The organism is Leptolyngbya sp. FACHB-1624, assembly GCF_047649235.1.
GTDB classification, from domain to species: Bacteria; Cyanobacteriota; Cyanobacteriia; order Leptolyngbyales; family Leptolyngbyaceae; genus Leptolyngbya; species Leptolyngbya boryana.
In genome coordinates, this window is the sequence record NZ_CP180258.1 from 2,792,485 (window position 1) to 2,814,919 (window position 22,435).

Sequence of the window (22,435 nt, forward strand, 5' to 3'; positions counted from 1 at the left end):
ATATTGGCTGAGCTGCCAAGTCTATCTGCTCCTGGTGAGTGCGATCGCTAGCCTGCTGGAATTGTTAGTTACAACTAGGCTTAGTTTGAAGTGTGAGCAATAGAATTTAGAGAGTCGTTAGTTGAGAATCAACATGCATCCAGAGGATACCGCCACTCGATACGATCGTATTGCCTTTTGGTGGCAGATTCAGCATCAAAGCTCGTCTTATGGGATTGCACAGTTGGAGCGGGCTATCAAATTTATTCCCAACAAGCAATTAGCGATCGATATAGGATGTGGCAGCAGTGGGCGTTTTATCCAAGTCCTAAAAGAACATGGATTTCAGGTGGAAGGGCTTGATATTTCTGAGGAAATGATTGATTTAGCTAAACAACTGCATCCAGGCATCACCTTCTATCGAGCAGACATCTGCTGTTGGAATCCTCCCAAACTCTACAGCTTGATTGTTGCTTGGGATAGCACATTTCATCTGCCGTTAGAGATGCAAAAACCTGTTACACAAAAGCTATGCGATGCTCTTGAACCGGATGGCGTGCTGATGTTCACCTGTGGAGGCGGATATCGACAAAGTGAAGTTTCTGGAAGCTTTGAAGGTCAGGACTTTGAGTACAGCACGCTGGGCGTAAATGCCTTCCTAAAGATTCTGGCTGAGCATCAGTGTACGTGTCTTCACCTTGAATACGATCAATATCCTGAGAATCATGTTTATATCATTGCTCAAAAGACCGAATCGACTTTGAGCTGAATTGCGATCGCCTCAGTTGAAACCCTTGCTGGGAATGTATTTTAAGTCTTTTATTCCGGGCTAAGCAGTCAAACTGCTATTTTCCCCTTGCTCAAGGGACTGCTGCTAACAGTGGGTGATGCCGAATCAAGTTGGTATGAGGCGAACTGTTAGCCTTCCCTAAAACGGTTCTTCTTTAGATCGTAAAGAGCTTAGTAAAACAAATCGAGAGTTAGAAGACGTTGGAGAAGCAAATAAGATCTCTCTAAGTTTGACTTTCATACGGCACTCCAAACCTGAATAATGTGGGTTTCGTTACTAAAAGTGCTACTTCACCAAATCACTGAGATGCTCGCTCCACTACTCTAGGTTATCGATCATACAGTCTAGACTCTGCTATCAGATTTAGAGTACACTCATCTCCAAGACATTGAACCGACTATGCATAGACTTCAGAAGATAACAGCAACCATACTCTGCACCTATGTTAGCTTGGTAGTGCTGACGATTGTCGTCATGCTTTTATTTCAACAGGCTGGCTTGTTTTTCCTGAGTGCGTTCTTACTTGGCATAACTTTGCCAGGAGCAGTTCTGTTGCTTTTGTTGCAATGGTTTCCAGGATTAAATAGTCTAGGTGGTACTATTGCTTTATTGTCAATCGGAGCGCTAATCAATCTCTCAATCATTTTTCTTTTGATTCGGCTGAGAATAAGAGAAGGTCAACTGATTCCTTTAAGGAAAAGAGTTTCCATTATTACTACACAATTGTTTAGCCCCATTGTTGGTTGGGTTCTTGCATTAGTCATCGCAATACCGATTTCAGCCTACATAGACAGAGATTGGGATGGACTCATTTTTTCTCCAGGTATGAATGCCCTCTTCTATGGGGGAGCACTTGGCGCATGTATAGGTCTATGGTTTGGCATCCTAATGTCTATTCAGGTGATGCGTGGTTAACAGCCCCTACACATTGCTGGAAAAAGCTATTTTAACGGGTAAAGCCTTGTAAGGTTTCTGTATCTCGAAGCACTCGAAGGAGCGTAAGAATTTCTAGCTTTCAATGATCAAGGAACAGCATATCGATAACATACGATCGCTGACATCAATCCACGGCTCTTGTACTAAGATCACGCCATTTGCCAAGTCATTTCTTGACCTGCCCATAAAGGCACAAGCTCAGATTCCGGAAATGGAACTTCATCGGGAACACGCCAAGTCGTTTTGGTCAAAATAATATGTTCGGTATTGCGTGGAAGTTGATAAAAATCTGCTCCATAGAAGCTGGCGAAAGCTTCAAGTTTATCCAGAGCATCAACGCTCTCAAATGCTTCTGCATACAACTCCATCGCGTGCAGAGCCGAATAGCAGCCCGCACAGCCACAGGAACTTTCTTTGCTATTGCGAGGATGAGGAGCGCTATCGGTGCCTAGAAAGAATTTAGGATTACCAGAGGTTGCTGCTTGCAAAAGCGCCGATCGATGTTCCTCTCGTTTCAAAATGGGCAGGCAATAAAAATGGGGGCGAATCCCACCTTGAAATAGGCTATTGCGATTAAACAACAAATGCTGTGGCGTGATAGTTGCAGCAATGTTGCTTGCCGATAGAACATACTGCACTGCATCTGAGGTCGTAATGTGTTCAAGGACGACGCGCAGCTTGGGAAATCTTTGCCTGAGTGGGATTAAATGTCGATCGATAAACACCTTCTCGCGATCAAACATATCAACCGTGTGATCAGTCACTTCTCCATGCAGAAGTAAAGGCAAGTCTACCTCCTGCATCGCTTCAAAAACGCGATCGCACTTGCGAATATCCGTTACCCCAAGGTCTGAATTGGTCGTTGCTCCGGCTGGATAGTACTTGACTGCTTTGACAAACTGAGAGGCTTTTGCCGCGATAATTTCTTCGGGGCTGGTATTGTCAGTGAGGTAGAGCGTCATCAGTGGCTCGAACTGTTGCCCCTCTGGAACGGCTGCAAGAATGCGATCGCGATAGGCTGCGGCATCAGCGACCGAGCGAACTGGAGGCTTCAAATTTGGCATGACGATCGCGCGGGCAAACTGACGCACCGTATGCGGCAGAACTGCTTTCAATGCCGCGCCGTCGCGTAGATGGAGATGCCAGTCGTCAGGTCGGGTAATCGTGAGCTTTTGCATTTCTCAATTATAAGACGGTGAGTGCCTCAGAAAGACATACGCTAATCGGCACAGGGAAAGGAAGATGATTTCTTGTTTTTGACCAGACGAGACTTTATTTGATGTAGAAGAATCGAGATTAAATGCTTCAGCAATATTTCGGATTCATCATTGAATAATGTATCGATCCTACGCATTCTTCATCAGAACTTTACCGATTGCGCTCGAATTTCGTCTGATCACCATCGACACTCAGCATTTGTAGCTTGTATGGTAGTAGACGGACTTCTTTCGCATACTTAGCAGGTTGCTCAATTGTTTGCAATACAAGTGTTTTTCACCCCTTTGAGTGTTTTTTATAAAACCTAAGTATGCTGTTTAATTCTTTACGTTAATCGTTTTTTATGTCCGGGTATTTTGGGAGAAACCGATGTTTCTTGAGTAAATACTGAGTGGACGACGTGTACGTAAACAAACTTAGTCCCCAGGAGAGAGTTGATGACGTTACGAGGAACTGAATCCCAGGCAAAAACTCGCCTTTTGCTGACATTGTGGGAGATGAGCAGTATTGAGACCGAAATCAAGAAGAGTGATTTAACGAGGCGGTTGCAGCGCAAAGGTGAAAAAGCCGCAGATTACCAGCCAATTTTTTCGACATTAGATAAAAATGGCGCGATCGCGTTAAAAAACAAAATGGTTCAACTCAATCCGAAAGGGCAACAACTCTTAGAGAGGGTCTAAGAGCAGAGTCGTTTGAATTTGATGCCAGTATTGGGGCGAAGACAGCAAATGTTTTGTTGAAATGGATTCGGATAAATTGTGCAGCCAGTGTGATAAATGGTAACGGGAAGAAAAGCGCGATCGCATCTTATGAGGACTTTAAGCCTGTTGCGCTGGAAGTATACGATCGCCTGAATCGTGATTTCAACCTCGATAACTTAGTGGCAATTTACCGGATTCGTCGGGAAATTGGGGAGCGAGTTGAGCGATCACATTTCAATGAATGGTTGCTAGAAATGCAGGCAAATGATGTCTTACAGCTACTTGACAAATCCCATGACAGGTCTTCGTTCAACTCGCCCCGGAATTCCATTCCAGGGCGAGCCAGCAGCGAAGCGAGAGAACTCGCCAAACTGATGTTTAATTCTGCCCATCTACTTCTCTGCTGTGAATTTAGATTACTTCGCCAACTGCTGAATCACCACTGGCAACACAGGTGCAATCTTCTTCAGAAAACTAGTGCGTTGAGACTGTGGAGCTTGTGATACTGATCCTTGAGGCGGTGCTCCAGGCGTCAGTGCTCCAGGTGGTAGTCCTTGAGGTGCTCCAAGTGGGAGTCCTTGAGGTGGTGCTCCGGGCGGCAATCCTTGTGGTGCTCCCGGTGGTATCATCGGCGCACCTCCAGGTGGCAGTATTGGAAGATTAGAGCGCATCACTTGAGAGCTTTGAGAAGATAGAATTTGACCTGGAAGTTGAAGGACTTGACCGGGAAGCTGCATCAATTGAGCAGGTAATGCACCTAACCCTTGATTCGGAGCGCCTTGAGTCGGTGTTGAAGTACACAGTGCTAGACAAACTTGTCCGCCTTCGATCAGGCTAATATCCGGGAGAAGAGACTGGGCAGAAGCTTTTGACGGACTACTATAAGTTGCACTGAGTAAAATCGCTAGCATTCCACTTACTTGAACGAAAGCATGAAGGGGCTTAGACATGAGTTGACCTCTTTTACAAAATGATAAATCTGTTACTTCTATGAATCACTACGACTTGAAAAACGAGCTTATGCAACGATTCGAGATAACTTACGTTGAAATTCGATCGCATGTTGAGCATTCGGAATTTTAGCGGCCAATGCTGTGAGCAATCCCTCTGACGAAGTGACACCACTGAGAACTTCTTGAACTAAAAATCGAGCAACTGGCCCGATGTAATTGACTAACTCTCGCTCGCATTGATCAATCAATACCGCACTAATTGTTGCCTGCTGTGGTGCGATCGCGGATTGACTCACCACTGTAACCACAGGAACCTGGCTCACTAAGGTAGTATCTGAGTTCTCTAATGCTGCTAACACATCTTGAGCGGAAGCATACCGTTCACTCGGCTTGTCATTCAGCATAGTATTAAGCACTTTGGCAAAGCGATCGCTGACTTGCACATGCTTTTGCCACTGCCAGGAAAGTGTCCGAGAATCGACTAAATTCTTTGGTTCTTTTCCGGTTAAAAGTACGATCGCGGTTACTGCCAAAGCATATAAATCGCTACTAGGAAAACACTGCCCCATCCAAAGCTGCTCATGAGGTGCATACCCTACTTTTCCAACGATCGAATGCTTTCTCGAATAAGCAGGAACTTCATTAGAAAGCTGCTCGATCGTCCATTTTCCAACTCCAAAATCAATCAGCATCGGAATATTGAGATCTTGATGCAGCATGATATTGTCTGGTGAAATATCACGGTGAATGATATTACGATCGTGAATATAAGCCAGGACTGGCAGTAAATCTTTCAGCCATTGCAGAACTTCTCCTTCAGCAAATCCTTCTCCCTGCCGTTCTCGAAGCAATGCAGAATAGGTGCGTCCTTTCACATACTCTTGCACCAGAAACAGACGATCCATTTCTTCAAAACAAGCCAGAAACTTGGGAATCTGAGGATGATCAATGTCGTGCAAAATTTTAGCTTCTCGCTCAAATAGATCACGAGATTTTTCAAGCTCATAGTCTTCTGTACTGTGCGGATGAAACTCTTTGACGACGCAAAGCTCATTAAACCGATGTCGATCGACAGCGAGATAAGTTCTACCGAAGCCTCCCTGACCGAGGACTCGCTGAATCTGATAGCGATTGCTGAGTAAAGATTGAGCAGAGACTTCTGATTCAGAAGAGGCAAACAGCGATCCGGTAATGTGTTCGAGTGAGCCATCGACATAGAGTTTGAGTGGAACCATCTCAGTTCTGCCGTTGGACTGCACTTTGGCGTAGACAATTCTGACAAAGGCATCTCCTGCTTGATGCTCAACCATAAAAACCTCCTGTGTGGATAATCTTGTAATCCAACGACTGGATAAATTGAGAAGTCCAGTTGAGATGATTGACTGGCTTCTTCTGTTTCATGCGAATGACGAACAGTTTTTATGCAGTTCACCTTATTGAAAGCAAGCGTAAAACTTTTTCCTGAAATTGTGTGATTCAGATATAGCAATAGTTTCAAGGCTTTTAATTCAAGAAATTTTCGAGTCAGTCTGCATAAGCCATTGGAACAGGTCGTAGTGCAGAGTGTGAGAGGAAACGAAGCAAATCACTCAACTCTGACTCACTCGAACCAACAAGTTCAACAATAGATTCGACAACGCAGAACAACACTGAATGTGTCACAAAAAATAGACCAAAAGATTCAGAGCTGCATAAATCGAAAAACGAGTCGTAGAAAAGAGTGAACCGCTAAAACAAATCTCTCAGGTTCAACTCAAACACACACTTTATTCAACAAGGGACAACGAACAATGACTACTGCAAAAGCAATCAAAACTTCCTTCTTCGGTTTAATGTCTGCTGTATTGATGACCGCTCCTGCTTTCGCTCAAAACGCAGCTTCGGTCGTTCAACAATCCAGCCAAGGAACAGAACAAGCTGGAGTCGGAAACGTTTCGGTGCAAGGCAACTTACAAACGGCTGATGTGACTCAATTGAGTTCACCCGTGTATCCTTACGGCGCCAGCATCAACGGCGCAAACGTGATTCAAGGCAACTCTCAACAAGCAGGTCAAATTGGCTACGGCAACACCAACATTCAAGGCAACGCAACCAGCGCAACGGTAACGCAAGGAACACCGACTTCTCCTTGGTTCCCCGGCTATCCGACTCCGGGTGTGAATGGTGCAAATGTCGTTCAAGGCAGCCAACAAGGTGCATTTCAATTCGGTGGATTCAACAGCTCTGTTCAAGGCAGTGCAACGGATGCAACCGTAACCCAACACTAAATTTCACAACCGGGTTTCGCCGATTCCCCACTCGCTAAAAATCGGCAGACTTACTTCACACTCTATTCAACAAAAGGAAAAACTCATCATGTCTGTTAAATCAATCAAACTTGGCGCGATCGCATTGTTAACTTCTGTTTGTGGCTTCGCAACGGCTCCCGCTTTCGCTCAAAATGCAGCTTCGGTCGTTCAAACTTCGGATCAGAGCACCACTCAAGTCGGTAGCGGTAATGTATCTGTTCAAGGAAACGTCCAAACTGGAGTTGTCACTCAAAATGGTTCGCCTTACTACGGAATTCAGTGCTTTGCTGCACCCTGCCCAACTGCTGGAATCAATGGCGCAAGCGTGATTCAATCGAATGATCAAAATGCTGCTCAAATTGGTCATGGCAACACTTCGATTCAAGGCAACTCTTCGACTGCTAACGTCTTCCAAGGCAGTGCTCCCTACTATCCTTACTATCCCTCTAATCCTACGAACATCAATGGTGCAATGGTCTATCAAGGCAATGTGCAAAATGCAGGTCAGTATGGCTATGGCAATACCAGTGCTCAAGGCAATGCAGCTACCGCCGTTGTAGGTCAGCACTAAGCTCAAGATTTACCGCTCAAGATTCACCCAGGTTTGCCGATTCCTGATGCAAAAAATCGGCAGGTTCCTTTCCTCTCTCCCAATTCTGGAGTCACACTCATGCTTAAGTCACTATCAATTGGTCTTCTCTCTACAGCAGCTTTCTTGCCTTTCGCACCTGCATTTACGTCGTCTGCTTCTGCTCAATGCGTCATGCTTGATGTCTCGAATCAGTTAGCTATTCATGGATCGCAAACCCCTTCCACTCAGCAAAATAATGTGGGCATGACTGCAAATGGTGGATGTGTTGGTGGTGCAGCAGTCACGACCAATTCTCAAACAGCAGTCACACCAGGTACCGCTACGCAAATTCGCAATAGTCAATCGACAATTACAGATGGAATGCAGGGAGTTCCAAATGTTCCAGGCATTGGAGGTCCGACGATTCAGATTCCAGTCAATACTCAAGTTGATGTTTATAGTCCTGCGCTCGATCCGACCTTTATGCATCGCTTTAGTGGAATTCCACAAACAAACATGGGTTAAGTGCGACTCATGCCTTGCCTAAAAATATGCCCCACAATTCAGGAGCGACTCCATCCGATCTCCTGAATTTCTGTGACGGTGATTGTACTTTGGAGGACTCTTTATGAATTCGCAATTATTACTCAGATCGAGCTTTGGAACGTTCTGTGTGTTCTCGCTGTTGGCTTGCCAGAGCAGTTTTGCTCAAACTTCGCTTCAAATCCGCAATAACAGTATGGTGATTCAGTCTAATGGGCAAACAACCCTTTTGAATTCTTCCTTGCAAAGCAATCGGCAGCGAACTTCGGTCACGCTCAGATCAACAGCGCTAAAGCAACCGTGTTGGTTAACTGTGTCGATCGCAAAAGGACAACTCGGTGGACAAATCAAAATTGGAGACAAAGTGATTCAATCGTTGAAAGGCTCGCGAACTGTTGTTAATCTGGCTCCTTATCTCTCTCGCGGAACCAAGACGATCGACATTTCCGGCAAATATCAGCCCGCGCGTGGAGCGCTACGCATTGAATTTTCAGGGGCAGGAACTCAAGTTTCACAGCAAGCAAGTGGCACAGGCACGTTTAATCACAGTTTGATTGTCAGCGTCCGTTAGATACAAAAATCAACGATCGATAGACTCAATCGTTAAACGATCGTTGATTTTTGACGAATTTCTCATTTCTTGATCTTAAAAATAGAAATAAAACTTTTCTAATCACGATGAAACGACTTCTAACAACTTTTGTTTCTATTGCGTCTGGAATCGCCACTGTCCAATTCATTCACAATCCGGTCTGTCTTGCCCAAACCGCTACGAGTAATCAAAACAGCACCGTTGGAGCAAACTCAAACTTCAACCAAGTGTTGCAAAACAATCCACAAGTTCCCATCAACAGCGTCAACACCACCAACATTCGCGTTCCCAATATCTACCCGCTACAAAACCTCCCGAATGCCTATGTCAATACGGAGAATGATTTTGGGATGAATTTGTCAGTCGGTGTCAATACATTAGATGCCTCGAATGTCACCGTTTATTTAGGCTTGATTTATCAACCAGGACGCAGTGCAGATCATCAAGCCCGAATGGCACGACTCCGCAAAGAAACGGAAGTGTTAGAAGTTCAGAAGAAGAATATGGAATCAAATTTAACCCTGCTTCAGAAACAGATTGAAGAAGCAAATCTGCGCTTGCAGAAACTGCAAAAAACACCTTAATTTGGACATTCATCCGCAGCGATCGTCACTAAAAATGACCCTAGCAACTGCCCATTCATCAGGATTGCATCACCTGATCGCTCCCCAGGGTTGCGAGGTCGTAGAACTACACCAAAACCAGGGGTTTTCCACACCCGACAGTCGCTTCTAGGTTTGCGAAGATGATGTTGTCGATTGAAAGAGCGCCATCATGAAGAAGTTCCTAGTTCAGCCCCTCTACAACTGGTATCGCGCCCTTCTGCGGAATTCTAAATATCGTTGGATTGTGGTTGCAGGTAGTTTGCTCTATTTGATTAGTCCACTTGATTTCGCAACTGATGTTGTTCCAGTTCTAGGTTGGATTGATGATGGTGTTGTGATTACTGTACTCGCAGCCGAAGTTACTCAGATTCTAGGTGAGCAACTGAAGAATCGTAAAACCAAAGCGAGCAAGGCTGATTCAGTCGTAACCACTTAAGTCGATCGCCACTCTATCACTTCATGCGGAAGGTTAACTATGTCTGACTCTCTTAAAGATCGCCTTAAGACGGATCTGCAAGCCATCAAAACAGAAGGCGGAAACCGAACATCTCGAATTCGCGAAATCATTCAGACTGCCGCGACCCAATCGATGACAGAACTGAAAGAAGGTATGGGTGAAATTCGTGCGACTGCCAATCAAAGCATTTCAACAGTTGCTCAAACATTGAATGATGCAGAAACGCCTGAAAGTTCTGAAGCACCTTCCTTTTCAACCATTTTCAAAGGGTTGGGGAAACGGCTTGTGAATCAATTGAGAAGTCAGCTTGTTAACCTAGATGCAAAGTTGGTAACTCAATATGGAAATCGGTATGAAACGGTGAAGCAACGCATCGGATTGTTCCAACTTTGGTACGACAAAACGAAGGCGAATGCAGAAGCAAGTGGGATTGATCCAGTGCAGCAAAAGCAAGCAGAGATCGAACTCAAGATTGCTAACCAGGGTGCATTTGTTGCCCGAAAAGAGCAGCAAATTCGGCAGCAAGTCAAAGAATACCTGAATACCGTAATCTCTAAATCCTAGAACTTTCAGAGGTGCGCCAAGCTTTTACAGCTCAACCTCTACGAGCACCGCTTCATCACCGCTCCAACGTCCAAAATTTACTCCATTGAGGTTAATTTTATGCAACTCGTTCGGTTACTTCTAGCAATCCTTCTGCCTCCTGTGGCTGTTTTCATGACCTATGGCTTTAGCTTCACGCTCATCGTGAGTATTGGGCTGACGTTGCTTGGTTGGGTGCCTGGCATCATTCATGCACTCTGGGCAATCTCGAAGCATGACGAAAAGATCAAACAGTCCACGATCTAGCTTCCACCTACACTTTCTACACTCTCAAATGAAGGAGAAACAAATATGCTTAGCTTTTTGCTCACCACGCTGACCACGGCACTCGGTCTTTTGGTTGTTGACCTTGTGATTCCGGGTGTGACGATCGCAACTTTCCCTGCTGCTTTAGTTGCCGCAGTTTCTGTTGGATTAGTCAACGGTTTCGTGAAGCCTGTACTTTCTGTGCTCTCTCTGCCGATCACCTTTCTAACCCTCGGATTGTTCTCGCTCGTTGTCAATGGACTCTGCTTCTGGCTCGCTTCAGTCTTTGTGCCTGGGTTCGCAGTTCACGGATTTCTAGCTTTCATTTTGGGACCCGTTGTTCTGTCTTTTGCAACAACTTTCTTGAACAAGTACTTTGCAGAAAAAGGGATTGGTTCTTTGCCTGCGAACCAATAATCTGCTTCTAAGCTAATAAAAGAGAGATCGCATACTTGATGAGATCTCTCTTTTAATTTGTCGAATCAAACCGAGAACGCACTCCCCCATACTTCAGCCAATACTGCTTCAAAGAATGACAAGGCGTATGCAAACTCGCTTTCGCTTGATACAGCACAACCTGCCGATGCTCCCCCATCCAAAGCTTATCCGCCGGATCAATAGAAATCACCGAACCTCCTAGCGCCGCCACACACTCAGAAAAGCGCTCGATCGCGCTGAGATCAACCGATTCAAACACAAAGAAATGACCCGCACAAATCAAATGACGACTGCGAATCCAAGCTTGCATTTTCTTTTGCGCGAGAGAGGGAGAAAGCTTCTCATCCTCAGCAGAACTTCGATAGAGATCAGGCGAAGAGTGCGTTTTCATTGCGAATAGCGCTATTCAAAGGTCAGGAGGCGATGCCTTTTTATTCAAACTCCGTCCGCAAAGGCTGAACGTTTTATTTATACGATTTCTTATGATCGAATTCTCTTATAAGCCCGCAGTTCTGAGTCTTAAGGTTCATAAATCTTTGTGCAAATCTTGTGCAAAAGATAGAGGTGTATAGTAAAGTCCTGCTGTATCGTAATTCGGTATAAATGTCTAGCCTCAATGTCGTTAAGTTGACAGAACTTAATGATTTAGGCTGGCACAATGTAGAGCATCAGCCATTTGCTGATGATTTAACGAACGAGGACTTCCGTATGAGTGAAATACCTATGGGCGGGCAAATGCTTTGGAAACTAGAAGGAAACAATCGCGTTTTACATTTACGACACACCGACGCAGAACCCTGGCGACATTACGAAGAGTTTCCCCAGTATTTTCTTCCTGACCCGCTAGGATTTTCTAAAGGACTCGCAACCTTCATTGCCCTACGCAAAAAAGACTGGACAGCGACCGTTGCTTAAATCTGTCGCGAACGGCGATCGTACCTTCCTACGATCGCCTTCTCATTTTTGAGAAAAGAAATTAAGCGTGTAGTAGCCCAATCCGCCGCAAAACTTGAGCAGGCACGCTATTCAGAAGTTTTAGACATCATTTAGATTGTAACGATTTGTAAAAATACTTTGTAACAAATCGGGATTGAACGACATAGTATAAACAAGCAAGCTGAAAGACAGACTACTGCCTGGAGATAACGATTGGTTCGTCATCTTGCAGTGAACCGTCAATCAGCGATCGCAGGAAATGAACGACTCTCGCAGCATCGCGACGGGAAAATTCAACCCACAGATTCTCAACTGGACTAAAGGAAGCATTCTTTGGTCGGATTCTTTTTGAACCTACACGCTAGACGCTATTAAGAGAGAAAGATTATGTTGGACGCATTTGCAAAAGTAGTTGCACAAGCTGATACACGCGGCGAATACCTGAGCGCAAACCAAATCGATGCCTTGATCGCTATGGTTGCAGATGGCAACAAGCGCATGGATGCTGTTAACCGGATTACCAGCAACTCGTCGAAAATTGTTGCAGATGCAGCTCGTGCATTGTTTGCTGAGCAGCCTCAATTGATTGCTCCTGGTGGAAACGCATACACCAACCGCCGTATGGCAGCGTGCTTGCGCGACATGGAAATCATTTTGCGCTACGTCACCTATGCGATCTTCACAGGCGATGCAAGTGTTTTAGAAGATCGTTGCTTGAATGGTTTGAGAGAAACCTACTTGGCATTGGGCACCCCAGGTGCATCAGTTGCAGCAGGCGTTAGCAAAATGAAAGACGCAGCTTTGTCGATCGTGGGTGATACCAATGGGATCACGCTTGGCGATTGCTCTAGCTTAATGTCGGAAATCGGTGGCTACTTCGATAAAGCAGCAGCATCTGTTGCTTAATTTCTCATCTGCATGGGTCGAGAACTCTACATCGATCCATGCCGTTCCAACAGACCCGACCAGAATTTATTGGAGAGTTCCGATCATGAAGACCCCTTTAACCGAAGCAGTTTCAACTGCTGATTCTCAAGGACGTTTCCTCAGTTCAACCGAAATGCAGGTTGCATTCGGACGTTTCCGCCAAGCATCAGCAGGTTTAGAAGCAGCAAAAGCATTAACTGCGAATGCAAATAGCTTGGCAAGTGGTGCTGCAAATGCAGTGTACCAAAAGTTTCCCTACACCACGACCATGTCTGGCCCGAACTATGCTTCGACGCAAACCGGCAAAGACAAGTGCGTGCGTGATATTGGTTACTATCTGCGCATGGTTACCTACTGCCTAGTCGTCGGTGGAACTGGCCCGATGGATGACTATTTGATCAGCGGATTGGCTGAAATCAACCGGACGTTCGACTTGGCTCCGAGTTGGTATGTAGAAGCGCTGAAATATATCAAAGCGAATCATGGCTTGAGTGGCGATGCTGCTGTTGAAGCAAATTCCTACCTCGATTACGCAATCAATGCTTTGAGCTAAAGTTTAGGTTGACTCCTGCCCGGAAGAGCGCGCGATCGCGAATTCGTGATTGTGCTCTTTTCCGGGCAGTTTCTTATTTAAGATAAGAGTGGTGAATCACTTTTAAAGAAACTGTTATGGCAAATGAAGCAGAGCTGCAAGCAGGTCTTCAAGGAGAGAGTTTGACGGTAGAACAAGCGATCGTCAATCTTCAAGGTGAAGATTTGGGATTGCGCGTCTACGCTGCCTGGTGGTTAGGGCGATTTCGCGTCAATGCTCCTCAAGCGATCGAGATTCTGATCGCGGCGTTAGATGATGAAGACGATCGCACCGATGCGGGAGGATATCCGCTCCGACGCAATGCAGCCAGAGCTTTAGGAAAATTAGGCGATCGACGTGCAGTTCCGGCATTAATTCATGCGCTGGAATGTTCGGATTTCTATGTGCGTGAAGCCGCAGCCCAATCTTTAGAGATGTTACAAGATTCAGCCTGTGTGCCTCGACTGATCGAATTGTTGAATAATCAAGTTCCCGGCACGTTACCCGCACCTGAACCCCCTCAGCTAGAACAACCTTTTGATGCCATTTTAGAAGCGTTGGGAACCTTGGGTGCAACCGAAGCGATTCCTCACATTCAGCCATTTTTAAACCATTTTGTTCCCCGAACCCAATTTGCTGCATTAAGAGCAATGTACCAACTCAGCCCAAATCCTGAAATTGCGGCTGAATATGGCGATCGCTTAGTGCAAGCACTATCGAGTCAAGACCTGCAACTTCGGCGCACGGTCTTAGCAGATTTAGGCGCGATCGGATATTTAGCTGCAGCAAAACCGATTTCTGAAACCCTAGCAGAAAATAGTCTGAAATTAATTTCTTTAAAGGGATTACTCGAAACGCAATTAGTCGAAAGTCCGCTCCCCAACTTATCTGAGGGCGCAATTCAAGTGATGCACTTGATGGATGAACTCCTTTAGACGCGATCGAGCGACAATACACTTAGCACTTAAATTCTTCTCCTCATGTCTGACTCTCTTTCATCGTTGATTCAGGCGGTCGATGCCGCAGATTCTGCTTATGCTTTGCTCAAGGCTGTTCAAAATCTTGCCGACGCAAAGTTAGAAGGTGCGATTCCAACGTTGGTCGCCTCGCTGAGCTATAACAATCCAGGGGCAGCCGTTGCAGCCGTGGAAGGATTAATTGAGTTAGGAGAACCTGCGGTTGCACCCCTGCTCGAACAACTCGATGGACATAACTATACAGCACGAGCTTGGGCGATTCGGGCACTGGCAGGCATTGGTGATCCAAGAGGATTAGTGACATTGTTAGGCGTCGCAACTGCTGATTTTTCGCTCAGCGTGCGGCGAGCCGCAGCCAAAGGACTCGGAACCATGAAGTGGCATTGGTTCCCAGAAAATTTGTTAGAGATTGCTCAAGAAGAGGCCCTAGAAGCATTGATCTTTGTCGCACGCCAGGACGAAGAATGGGTGGTGCGCTATTCAGCGATCGTAGGGTTGCAAGCTCTGGCGCAAGCGATCGCACAGACCTATCCCGATTGGCGATCGCAGATTCTCGCTCAGTTTGAACAAATTGCAGAGCAAGATGAGAGCGATGCCGTTCGCGCTCGGGCGTGTTGGGCACAGCAACAAGTGAAAAACGCAGTTCCCGCTCCTAAAGTCGAGGAGCAACCCTCTCCGCTATCGGCTTCTGATTGGCAGATGATTTTAGATAAACTGTACGATCGCAAAGGGCAGGAACGGCTTGTCCTCGCAGAAGGTGATCCGCGCCGCTATCGTGGACTCGCTTTATCGCTTTCTCAGAATGACGAGAATCTCTGATTTCTACTTTGGATGCCATTTGGAAAACTTCTTGAATCTGGTGGATGAGGCGATAGCTCATTGAACGATCCGAAGTCCCGATTTGAAGGTCTGGATGCATCAGCAGACCTTCAAACCTATACACAGTGGGTAAAATGGAAATCAGAACACATGAAATCAGCGGAGAGTTGACTTCACGACAAAGCTATAATGTGAGGGAAACCCAAAAGCTGTAGTCTGTTATGTCAACTCTTGAGCAAATCGAAGCTGCTATCCTGACCCTGCCATCAGACGAGTTTCAGCGCCTCAGACAGTGGTTCTTTGACATAGATTATCAGCGTTGGGATGAGCAGCTAGAACAGAACATAGCAGACGGCAAATTAGAAGATTTGGCTGAAGAAGCGATCGCTGAATTTAAAGCGGGGCATTGCCGAGAAATCTGATGCACTACACCACACGAAGATTTTGGAAGTGCTATGACGATTTGCCTAAGAATGTTCAAGAGACAGCTGCCCAATGTTATGAACTTTTGAAAGCCCATCATTGTATTTCAAGAAGATCGGTAAAAAGTACTGGTCAGTTCGCGCAGGATTAGATTATCGCGCTTTAGGGGTTGAGGTGGAAAGCGGCATTTCTTGGTTTTGGATCGGAACTCACGCGGAATATGACAAGCTCATCAATAAGGTGTAGTCAGCAGCAGAGCAAGCCCGTTGCACACCGACCGCAAGCGTTTCTTCGTTAAGTCCGAGGAATTCCGCAAAATTAATGCAACGACTAGCAACCTCACAAAAAAGAGGGAGCATCCAAACTCATCGTTTTAGATCTCCCACTTAATTAATAGAATTGTGAAACGATTATTCGCCGTGCTCTTCAGAAGCAGGTGCAGGCGCTGCTTGTCCAGCCGGACGAATGTTCACAATTCTTCCACCCATGCGGGTAATCTTTTGCATCTGAGCATTCATCTGACGATAAGGCACAGCATAGGTCACCGTGCTGCTATTCCGAACCGGATAGCTGTTGTTCTCCGTCTGATCGTTTTGACGTAGACCTTCGACTTCATAAAGGAAAACACGATTATCTGCTGTTGCAGACCGATTTGATCCAACCAACATAATGACACGCTCCTTTTATCTATTGCGCCAAAGTTACGCTAGCTACTTTACCGCCCAGCTTATTGATTTGCTGAAGCGTGCTAGACAACTGCTCGTAAGGAACTACGATCGCTTTATTGCTGCGACGTACCCAAGGATAGCGAGGCAACGAAATGCCAGCCACCTCAATCCGGTAGAGCCGATCCGAAGATCCAGTGGAAGACCGTCCAAATGTCCGAGTTGGAGTTACGCCTTGCAAAGAAGGACGATAAGCAAACCCGCTCGAACCGCCAGAAGTTCCAATGACAGCAGAAGCACTGTTTCGAGCCAGTTCCGATGCCAAGCGAGAACTTGCACCCTCTAACTGAGAACGATCGCTGCTAGCATAGCCGCGATACAGCCGGAACATGCGAGTAAATCCAACGGTCTTTTGACTAACTTGGGTTGAAAAACCGCGGTAGTAAGGAACAATATTGTCCCCAAAATTTGCATCATACTCAGCAGAATCGATATAAGAATCAATATCCGCCTCATATCCCTGCGTCTGATAGCGATCCAAATGCTCAATCACTTCTGCTTCATCGTAGGGCGCACGACCCAAGAGATGCTTGAAGTTCAGCTCGATCACACGAGTATGAAAATTAGGATATAAAAACTTCGTCTTGTAGAGTTCAGATTTTGCGACTGCGCGGACGAACTCGCGCACGGTGATCTTGCCATTGCTCAGCAACGACTCTAGACCCAGCAATCGCTCTGATGCCATCAAGTGATCGTTGCCCAATACATGACGGTAAACCGCTTGAATTACGATCTTGGCATCCTCTGGAGTCCAATTCGATCGTAGTTCAAGCGGGCGGGCTTCGCTAAATGCATCAGTTCCCAAACGGGAAGCAGCAGTTGTAATCGCCACAGGATTTTCTCCTCTAATTGTTTCAATTCAACGGGGTGAAATTGACAGCAAGATGCCCAGACCTCCAACCTCCTGTAGATGCGTCGTATCGGGCATCCCGCAGGAAATAGTCGCTCTGGGCATTCAAAATTCCCTAGCTTAGGGCATTGATTGCATAGTCAATGTAGGAGTTTGCTTCGACAGCAGCGTCGCCGCTCAAACCATGGTTTGCTTTGATGTGCTTCAGAGCTTCTACATACCAGCTCGGAGACAGATCAAAGGTGCGGTTGATTTCAGCCAATCCACCGATCAGATAGTCATCCATCGGTCCGGTGCTGCCTGCAACCAAGCAGTACGTGATCATGCGGATGTAGTAGCCGATGTCACGAACGCATTTTGCTTTACCAGCAGGGGTAGAAGCAAAGTTGTTCCCTTGCATTTGAGTTGTGTAGGGGAACTTTTGGTAAACAGCGTTAGCTGCACCATCAGCCAAGCTGGATGCTTTGGAACTCAAGCCTTTTGCAGCATCTAAGCTAGCAGCAGCCTGACGGAAGCGTCCAAATGCAACTTGCATTTCGGTCGAGCTGAGGAAGCGACCTTGCGAATCTGCGGTTGCGACCGCTTCTGTTAAAGGCGTTTTCATACCTAATCAACCTCTCAAGATGGTGTACAAAGAATGTTCAAATTGATTCAATCGTTTGGATGCGGGTTGGTCTTAGAGACTAACCAACTGCTGCTGCTGCTTTGTCGAAGTAGCCGCCCACTTCCGCCATCAAGGAGCTACAGTCACCACGGGTTACACCGTTGGGATCGTTTGCGATCGCAATTGCAGCTTCTTTCATTTTGCCAACGCCAGCAGCGACAGAGCTACCAGGAACGCCTAATGCGAGGTAGGTTTCGCGAAGTCCGTTGAGGCAACGATCATCGAGAACGCTGGAGTCACCTGTGAAGATAGAGTAGGTAACATAACGCAAGATGATTTCCATGTCGCGCAAGCAAGCTGCCATGCGACGGTTGGTGTATGCGTTTCCACCAGGAGCGATCAATGCAGGCTGTTCTGCGAACAATGCCCGTGCTGCGTTAGCAACGATAGCGGAAGCGTTTCCGGTGATGCGGTTAACTACGTCCATCCGCTTCGAGCCGTCTGCAACCATTGCTTTCAAAGCATCGATTTGACTATCGCTGATGTAGTCGCCACGAGTATCTGCCTGAGCAACCACTTTGGTAAAAGCGTCTAGCATTCAAACATCTCCTGTTAATGAGATAAGTTTACTAAGGAGTTTTAAGCCTTAACTTTGGTGGAAATGAGTAGCTATATAAAGCTGCTTATTCCGCACCTAATCTCAAGTTCGTTGAGTTGAACTTGAGCGAACTGAACGATTGAAACCAGGTCAACTGCTCAGCGGCTCTCCGATAGTTATGATTAAAGCAACTTAATTGTGCAGATTTTGTGCAAATCCTAGGATCAGGCTCAAAGAAGAAGTTAAGAAATAATACGAAAGCCTCAAACCCTTACTAGACAAGAAGTTTGAGGCTTTTACAAGATTTCTGAAACCTTGCATTCCGTTTACATTTAGATACTGTTCTTAACATTTAATTTAAGCATTGCAGCTTGTCGCAATCTTTCGCGATCGCGTTCTTATTTTTGAGCAGAATTTTGGGTCAGTTCTCTTTAGCTTTGACTCCAAGCTTGAACGCGCTGAAGGCGATTCAAAATTCGATTAGCGAGATCGATCGCAACGATCGGCTTACAGAGATAATCATCAATTCCCAAAGTAAACGCGAGATTCTGAGTACTGAGGTCAGTCACAGAACTCAAGACTAAAATTGGCAGTCGTCGCCAAGCCGGATGCTGCCGAAGTGCTTGGCAGAGTTGTAATCCATTGATTTCTGGCATATGGATGTCTAACACCAGCGCATCAGGCTGAACAGCTTCTAGAACCGCCCAAAACTGCTGCGGCTCTCCCAGTGTTGTAATGTTGAAGTGCCAGGGCTGGAGCAGGGTCGGCAGCATCCGCAGAAAAGCATGGTCATCGTCCACAATCATGACGCGAGGATTTTCCCTAGAGATTGGTTCTGATTGAAGTGGAATCGATACAATTGCAGAATTCGGCTGGCTTGGTGTTCCTGGAACCGATTGAATCTTTGCCGTCAGTTGCACAGTTTGCTGAAGCGCGATCGACAATGGCTCAAGTCGTTCTGCCTGCTGCGATGACAGCATCGTCTGGCTAGAAAATTCTTGTTCAAGTAAGCGAGCAAGCTCCATCGCTTGATTCAGTCCAAATGTTCCGAGCGTGCCCACATGCTTATGAGCAATTTGGCGCGCCTCAGCTTGTAATTCCTGGCTGCATGTTCCCGCCTGTAGTGCCGCGATCGCTTGATTGATCACTTCTAATTGCTCAAGTGCTTTCGGCTGAGTTTTACTCCAAAGATGGTTCAAAAATTCTAAATAATTGGGCTGCTTGTCTTGTTCGGGAGTCGGCGCAGGTCTTGGCTCAGATTGAAGCGTACCGAGATAGTAACCGCGTCCATGTACCGTTGTGATGAAATTTTGAGGTGCGCCAATTTCGACTAATTTCTGACGCAATCGTCGAATGTGCGATCGCACCGTTGCCTCTGAAGGAAAATCATCAGAAGACCATAAGCGATCCAGAATTTCTTCTACGCTTAACAAATTTGGACTGGTGCGTAAGAGCAGTTCTAGTAGCTCATATTCTTTAGTTGTTAACGTCAGTGGTAACCCGTCATAGGTGACTTCACACGTACTCGGATTGAGAAACAACGCCCCCCAAGTCATGATAGGCAAAGGGCAATTGCTACTCCGGCGAAGTAAAGCACGAATGCGGGCAACAAGTTCTTGAGTGTCAACAGGCTTAACAACATAATCATCTGCACCTGCGTCTAAAGCACTGACCTTAGCAGTACTCGCACTTTCAGAAGTAAGCAACAAAATCGGAGTAGTATCGTTTTCCGATCGTAATCGTTGACACAGACAAATGCCGTCTAACTTTGGCAACATCAAGTCCAGAATGATCAAATCGTAGTCAAACGTCGAGGCATACGTCCAGCCTGATTCTCCATCATGAACCGCATCCACCACATAATGATGTGCAGCTAAATTCTGAACTAAGATCGCAGACAATGCCTCATCATCTTCAACCAGTAATATTTTCATTCAATCCACTCCAAAATCTTGGCGATCTGTTTGGACAAATCCAGAGCGTTAAACGGTTTGGTAATGACTCCGCTAATTCCTAAAGTCTGAAGTTGCTCTTCTAAAGACTGCACTTTTGCCGTTAAAAAGATCACAGGAATTCGATTTGTTTCGGAACAGGATTGAAGCGCTTTTAAGGTTGCCATACCATCCATCTTTGGCATCATATAATCGAGCAAAATTGCGTCTGGTTGTTCGGCTTGAGCAATTTGAACCCCGGTTAAACCAGAGTCTGCTGTTAAAACCGTCCAACTGGCAGTCATCTGCAGCCCAAAGCGAATCACCATCTGGATTGCTTCTTCGTCATCAATGATCAAAATCGTTCTGGGGCGAGTTTCATGCCCACAGGCATTCGGCTGCCTTGTTTCGGTTGCTTGGTCCATCAAGTCTGTGGGATTACAGGATTGCTTTTCCATCGTGACCTTACCTCTGCCCTAAGGTGTTGCAACTCCAAAACATGATTGACCCATCACACTAATTGCTCCGTATTTTTATTGATCATCTCCAGCATCTGCTGGCACGGATTCAGAAAGAATGCTGAGTCACTCGAATCGCTGAAATTTTCTAATTACAGCCCCAGGCTTAAAAGGTGAATGTCAAAGAACTAGACATTTTGTGCTCCTTAAATTAAAACTGAATAATCTATATAAAAATGGTGAATTCGTGAACCAGCTTCTCATGACGATAAGAGATCAAGGGAGCTGCTGTCTCAAGAATGAGAAACAAAGTAATAATCCTTAATATTAAAAAATGTCTAGCCTTTGTTGAGTTGAATAAAGTTATGCTTTGGGAGGTTGCGGTTGCTTGACGAACATGCGGTTTCAGCAGGCTACGAATCTATCAGAACTGCGATACGATGAGAAAGTTAGTTCACAACGCTTAATCAACCAGCTTTTCAAGGGTCGTTTGAGTTGAATTTATAGGGAGCGAGATTGAGATGAAGGATGCGATGGAGTTTTTTCAGCAAAGTACAGGGCGTTGGCGATCGCAGCGCACAACGCATCACCTCGCATTTAAACGCGCTGAACCGGGCGAGTCTCAGATTGAAGTTGAGGCACTCGCGGCTGACCATCCGAAAGTGATTGAGATTTGCCAGTTACATGAGGTCGATCCGAGTTTAGCGATCGGCGGCGCGTATGTGGCATGGCACGGTTCGATGGCTTGGGATAAAGATGATGAAAATCACCAAGGTTCGACCGTCTTTGCATTAATTCCGGATGCAGAAACACCTCGGCGAGGCACACTGTTGCGCGAACGTGGCTATGCCGAAATCGTTCCGGTCGCCGGACAATATCATATCGACGACGAAGATGGCTTAGTGCTAACGACTGAATATGAAACGATGAGTTCGACCGAACGGTTCTGGTTTGCAAATCCTGACCTGCGTATGCGAACCAGCACCGTTAAGCGGTTTGGTGGATTTAGCACCGCGACATTTTGTACAGAGACTCGAATCGCTGAAACATCAGATGCTGAGGCTCCTGCGGCTGAATCTACAAAGTATTTCTCTTATTTTGGTTGGTAGAGGGTGAGCGATCGTTTGATTGTTACAACCAGTGCAGACGCTTTTGCGCGCGGACTCGATTACCTCTACGGAATTCGCAGTCTCGCGCCTGATCCAGAGATGATCGATCTGATTCATGATTCCAAGAATCGTGAAGTGATCTGTACTTGGATCGGGCGGAAAATTGATGCGGTCAATCAACGACTCCATCAAATTCTGCAAGACTGCCACAACTGCTTTCATACCTGGGAGCAGCCGAATCTCCAAATTTTTGCAGCACCGTTTGCTCGATCGTTTGGCATCGATGCCATTTGTAATCTTGAAACTGAGCCAATCACGATTTTGGTCGATGTGGGGCGAGTCTTGCCGGAAGATTGGTTGCTCCTGGTTCTGCACGAATATGCTCATGCTCATGCAGGCTCACCGGGTCATCATTTGCAATTTGCGCGATCGCTGACGCATCTTTGTCTAGGGTTGGAGATTACCCCACCGATCGTGCAGCCTGGGCAGGAAGACTGTTTGCGATTTTATCCGCCTTGTCCTTTAATCCCAGACCCCTTAGCGTTTTGGAGAGGCGAAGGGCAGGAGTGGTGATATGACAATTTTGA

General features: G+C 46.1%; 31 protein-coding genes. 20 read left to right on the forward strand and 11 right to left on the reverse strand.

Going from position 1 to position 22,435, the window contains the following annotated elements; translation table 11 throughout:
• Positions 1 to 133 precede the first annotated feature (133 nt).
• Together ACMUEV_RS12930 and ACMUEV_RS12935 are read left to right on the forward strand one after the other, a co-directional pair.
• The gene (locus ACMUEV_RS12930) at positions 134 to 748 is read left to right on the forward strand and encodes a class I SAM-dependent methyltransferase (RefSeq protein WP_190651949.1); all 615 of its coding nucleotides are present in this window, start codon (positions 134 to 136) and stop codon (positions 746 to 748) included.
• A gap of 477 nt (positions 749 to 1,225) precedes the next feature.
• Positions 1,226 to 1,684, forward strand: coding sequence for a hypothetical protein (locus ACMUEV_RS12935; protein ID WP_348251396.1), 459 nt, complete (start codon positions 1,226 to 1,228; stop codon positions 1,682 to 1,684).
• 170 nt (positions 1,685 to 1,854) lie between these two features.
• On the opposite strand, the gene pyrC is transcribed toward ACMUEV_RS12935, so the two are convergent.
• A complete protein-coding gene (gene pyrC, locus ACMUEV_RS12940; RefSeq protein ID WP_190651947.1) occupies positions 1,855 to 2,883 on the reverse strand; it encodes a dihydroorotase in 1,029 nt (342 codons plus the stop codon).
• A gap of 477 nt (positions 2,884 to 3,360) precedes the next feature.
• On the opposite strand from pyrC, the gene ACMUEV_RS12945 reads away from it, so the two are divergent.
• Positions 3,361 to 3,603 (forward strand): hypothetical protein, encoded by a 243-nt coding sequence (locus tag ACMUEV_RS12945; protein WP_017288677.1) that lies wholly within the window; start codon positions 3,361 to 3,363, stop codon positions 3,601 to 3,603.
• Positions 3,604 to 4,040: 437 nt separating this feature from the next.
• On the opposite strand, the gene ACMUEV_RS12950 is transcribed toward ACMUEV_RS12945, so the two are convergent.
• The gene (locus ACMUEV_RS12950; protein WP_190651946.1) at positions 4,041 to 4,574 is read right to left on the reverse strand and encodes a hypothetical protein; all 534 of its coding nucleotides are present in this window, start codon (positions 4,572 to 4,574) and stop codon (positions 4,041 to 4,043) included.
• 68 nt (positions 4,575 to 4,642) lie between these two features.
• Complete coding sequence (locus tag ACMUEV_RS12955; RefSeq protein WP_199329554.1) at positions 4,643 to 5,887, reverse strand: serine/threonine-protein kinase; 1,245 nt, start codon at positions 5,885 to 5,887, stop codon at positions 4,643 to 4,645.
• Positions 5,888 to 6,367: 480 nt separating this feature from the next.
• Here ACMUEV_RS12955 and ACMUEV_RS12960 point away from each other — a divergent pair, with 480 nt between their 5' ends.
• From ACMUEV_RS12960 to ACMUEV_RS12980, 5 genes are all read left to right on the forward strand, one after another.
• Entirely contained in the window at positions 6,368 to 6,844 is a 477-nt protein-coding gene (locus ACMUEV_RS12960; protein ID WP_017288673.1) for a hypothetical protein, read from the forward strand.
• An 88-nt stretch (positions 6,845 to 6,932) separates the two neighbouring features.
• A complete protein-coding gene (locus ACMUEV_RS12965) occupies positions 6,933 to 7,436 on the forward strand; it encodes a hypothetical protein (RefSeq protein ID WP_190651945.1) in 504 nt (167 codons plus the stop codon).
• 99 nt (positions 7,437 to 7,535) lie between these two features.
• The gene (locus tag ACMUEV_RS12970) at positions 7,536 to 7,961 is read left to right on the forward strand and encodes a hypothetical protein (protein WP_036046024.1); all 426 of its coding nucleotides are present in this window, start codon (positions 7,536 to 7,538) and stop codon (positions 7,959 to 7,961) included.
• 103 nt (positions 7,962 to 8,064) lie between these two features.
• Positions 8,065 to 8,550, forward strand: a complete 486-nt coding sequence (locus ACMUEV_RS12975; RefSeq protein ID WP_017288670.1) for a hypothetical protein — start codon at positions 8,065 to 8,067, stop codon at positions 8,548 to 8,550.
• Positions 8,551 to 8,657: 107 nt separating this feature from the next.
• Positions 8,658 to 9,155, forward strand: a complete 498-nt coding sequence (locus tag ACMUEV_RS12980; RefSeq protein WP_017288669.1) for a hypothetical protein — start codon at positions 8,658 to 8,660, stop codon at positions 9,153 to 9,155.
• On the opposite strand, the gene ACMUEV_RS12985 is transcribed toward ACMUEV_RS12980, so the two are convergent.
• Positions 9,152 to 9,289, reverse strand: a complete 138-nt coding sequence (locus ACMUEV_RS12985) for a hypothetical protein (protein WP_190651944.1) — start codon at positions 9,287 to 9,289, stop codon at positions 9,152 to 9,154. The genes ACMUEV_RS12980 and ACMUEV_RS12985 overlap by 4 nt on opposite strands.
• A 56-nt stretch (positions 9,290 to 9,345) precedes the next feature.
• Here ACMUEV_RS12985 and ACMUEV_RS12990 point away from each other — a divergent pair, with 56 nt between their 5' ends.
• From ACMUEV_RS12990 to ACMUEV_RS13005, 4 genes are all read left to right on the forward strand, one after another.
• Complete coding sequence (locus ACMUEV_RS12990; RefSeq protein ID WP_190651943.1) at positions 9,346 to 9,612, forward strand: YkvA family protein; 267 nt, start codon at positions 9,346 to 9,348, stop codon at positions 9,610 to 9,612.
• 39 nt (positions 9,613 to 9,651) lie between these two features.
• The gene (locus tag ACMUEV_RS12995) at positions 9,652 to 10,197 is read left to right on the forward strand and encodes a hypothetical protein (protein WP_190651942.1); all 546 of its coding nucleotides are present in this window, start codon (positions 9,652 to 9,654) and stop codon (positions 10,195 to 10,197) included.
• Between the two features lie 99 nt (positions 10,198 to 10,296).
• Positions 10,297 to 10,482 (forward strand): YqaE/Pmp3 family membrane protein, encoded by a 186-nt coding sequence (locus tag ACMUEV_RS13000; protein ID WP_017288666.1) that lies wholly within the window; start codon positions 10,297 to 10,299, stop codon positions 10,480 to 10,482.
• 45 nt (positions 10,483 to 10,527) lie between these two features.
• The gene (locus ACMUEV_RS13005; protein ID WP_017288665.1) at positions 10,528 to 10,899 is read left to right on the forward strand and encodes a phage holin family protein; all 372 of its coding nucleotides are present in this window, start codon (positions 10,528 to 10,530) and stop codon (positions 10,897 to 10,899) included.
• Positions 10,900 to 10,951: 52 nt separating this feature from the next.
• Here the strand turns inward: ACMUEV_RS13005 and ACMUEV_RS13010 are convergent, their stop codons facing one another.
• Positions 10,952 to 11,311 carry a hypothetical protein gene (locus tag ACMUEV_RS13010; protein WP_017288664.1) on the reverse strand — a complete coding sequence of 120 codons (360 nt, stop codon included), beginning with the start codon at positions 11,309 to 11,311 and terminating at the stop codon, positions 10,952 to 10,954.
• A gap of 317 nt (positions 11,312 to 11,628) precedes the next feature.
• Between ACMUEV_RS13010 and ACMUEV_RS13015 the strand changes: the two genes are divergently transcribed.
• From ACMUEV_RS13015 to ACMUEV_RS13040, 6 genes are all read left to right on the forward strand, one after another.
• Positions 11,629 to 11,835 carry a hypothetical protein gene (locus ACMUEV_RS13015; protein WP_026148694.1) on the forward strand — a complete coding sequence of 69 codons (207 nt, stop codon included), beginning with the start codon at positions 11,629 to 11,631 and terminating at the stop codon, positions 11,833 to 11,835.
• 408 nt (positions 11,836 to 12,243) lie between these two features.
• Entirely contained in the window at positions 12,244 to 12,762 is a 519-nt protein-coding gene (locus tag ACMUEV_RS13020; RefSeq protein ID WP_190651941.1) for a phycocyanin subunit beta, read from the forward strand.
• An 85-nt stretch (positions 12,763 to 12,847) separates the two neighbouring features.
• Complete coding sequence (gene cpcA, locus ACMUEV_RS13025; protein WP_017288661.1) at positions 12,848 to 13,336, forward strand: phycocyanin subunit alpha; 489 nt, start codon at positions 12,848 to 12,850, stop codon at positions 13,334 to 13,336.
• A 116-nt stretch (positions 13,337 to 13,452) separates the two neighbouring features.
• Positions 13,453 to 14,289, forward strand: a complete 837-nt coding sequence (locus ACMUEV_RS13030) for a HEAT repeat domain-containing protein (protein WP_017288660.1) — start codon at positions 13,453 to 13,455, stop codon at positions 14,287 to 14,289.
• Between the two features lie 45 nt (positions 14,290 to 14,334).
• Entirely contained in the window at positions 14,335 to 15,150 is an 816-nt protein-coding gene (locus ACMUEV_RS13035; protein WP_190651940.1) for a HEAT repeat domain-containing protein, read from the forward strand.
• Between the two features lie 221 nt (positions 15,151 to 15,371).
• Positions 15,372 to 15,572, forward strand: coding sequence for a hypothetical protein (locus ACMUEV_RS13040; protein ID WP_190651939.1), 201 nt, complete (start codon positions 15,372 to 15,374; stop codon positions 15,570 to 15,572).
• Between the two features lie 411 nt (positions 15,573 to 15,983).
• On the opposite strand, the gene ACMUEV_RS13045 is transcribed toward ACMUEV_RS13040, so the two are convergent.
• From ACMUEV_RS13045 to ACMUEV_RS13070, 6 genes are all read right to left on the reverse strand, one after another.
• On the reverse strand, positions 15,984 to 16,241 hold the full coding sequence (locus ACMUEV_RS13045; protein WP_017288658.1) for a phycobilisome linker polypeptide: 258 nt from the start codon (positions 16,239 to 16,241) through the stop codon (positions 15,984 to 15,986).
• A gap of 19 nt (positions 16,242 to 16,260) precedes the next feature.
• Positions 16,261 to 17,130, reverse strand: coding sequence for a phycobilisome linker polypeptide (locus tag ACMUEV_RS13050; RefSeq protein ID WP_017288657.1), 870 nt, complete (start codon positions 17,128 to 17,130; stop codon positions 16,261 to 16,263).
• A 133-nt stretch (positions 17,131 to 17,263) separates the two neighbouring features.
• On the reverse strand, positions 17,264 to 17,752 hold the full coding sequence (gene cpcA, locus ACMUEV_RS13055; protein ID WP_017288656.1) for a phycocyanin subunit alpha: 489 nt from the start codon (positions 17,750 to 17,752) through the stop codon (positions 17,264 to 17,266).
• A gap of 79 nt (positions 17,753 to 17,831) precedes the next feature.
• Positions 17,832 to 18,350, reverse strand: coding sequence for a phycocyanin subunit beta (locus ACMUEV_RS13060; protein WP_017288655.1), 519 nt, complete (start codon positions 18,348 to 18,350; stop codon positions 17,832 to 17,834).
• A gap of 431 nt (positions 18,351 to 18,781) precedes the next feature.
• Positions 18,782 to 20,284, reverse strand: a complete 1,503-nt coding sequence (locus tag ACMUEV_RS13065) for a response regulator (RefSeq protein WP_190651938.1) — start codon at positions 20,282 to 20,284, stop codon at positions 18,782 to 18,784.
• Entirely contained in the window at positions 20,281 to 20,739 is a 459-nt protein-coding gene (locus ACMUEV_RS13070; protein ID WP_242044507.1) for a response regulator, read from the reverse strand. Before ACMUEV_RS13070 ends, ACMUEV_RS13065 begins: the two co-directional genes overlap by 4 nt.
• Before the next feature lie 521 nt (positions 20,740 to 21,260).
• On the opposite strand from ACMUEV_RS13070, the gene ACMUEV_RS13075 reads away from it, so the two are divergent.
• Positions 21,261 to 21,848: a phycobiliprotein lyase gene (locus ACMUEV_RS13075; protein ID WP_017288652.1), complete on the forward strand. Its 588-nt coding sequence runs from the start codon at positions 21,261 to 21,263 to the stop codon at positions 21,846 to 21,848.
• A gap of 3 nt (positions 21,849 to 21,851) precedes the next feature.
• Positions 21,852 to 22,421, forward strand: coding sequence for a hypothetical protein (locus ACMUEV_RS13080; protein WP_017288651.1), 570 nt, complete (start codon positions 21,852 to 21,854; stop codon positions 22,419 to 22,421).
• Positions 22,422 to 22,435 lie beyond the last annotated feature (14 nt).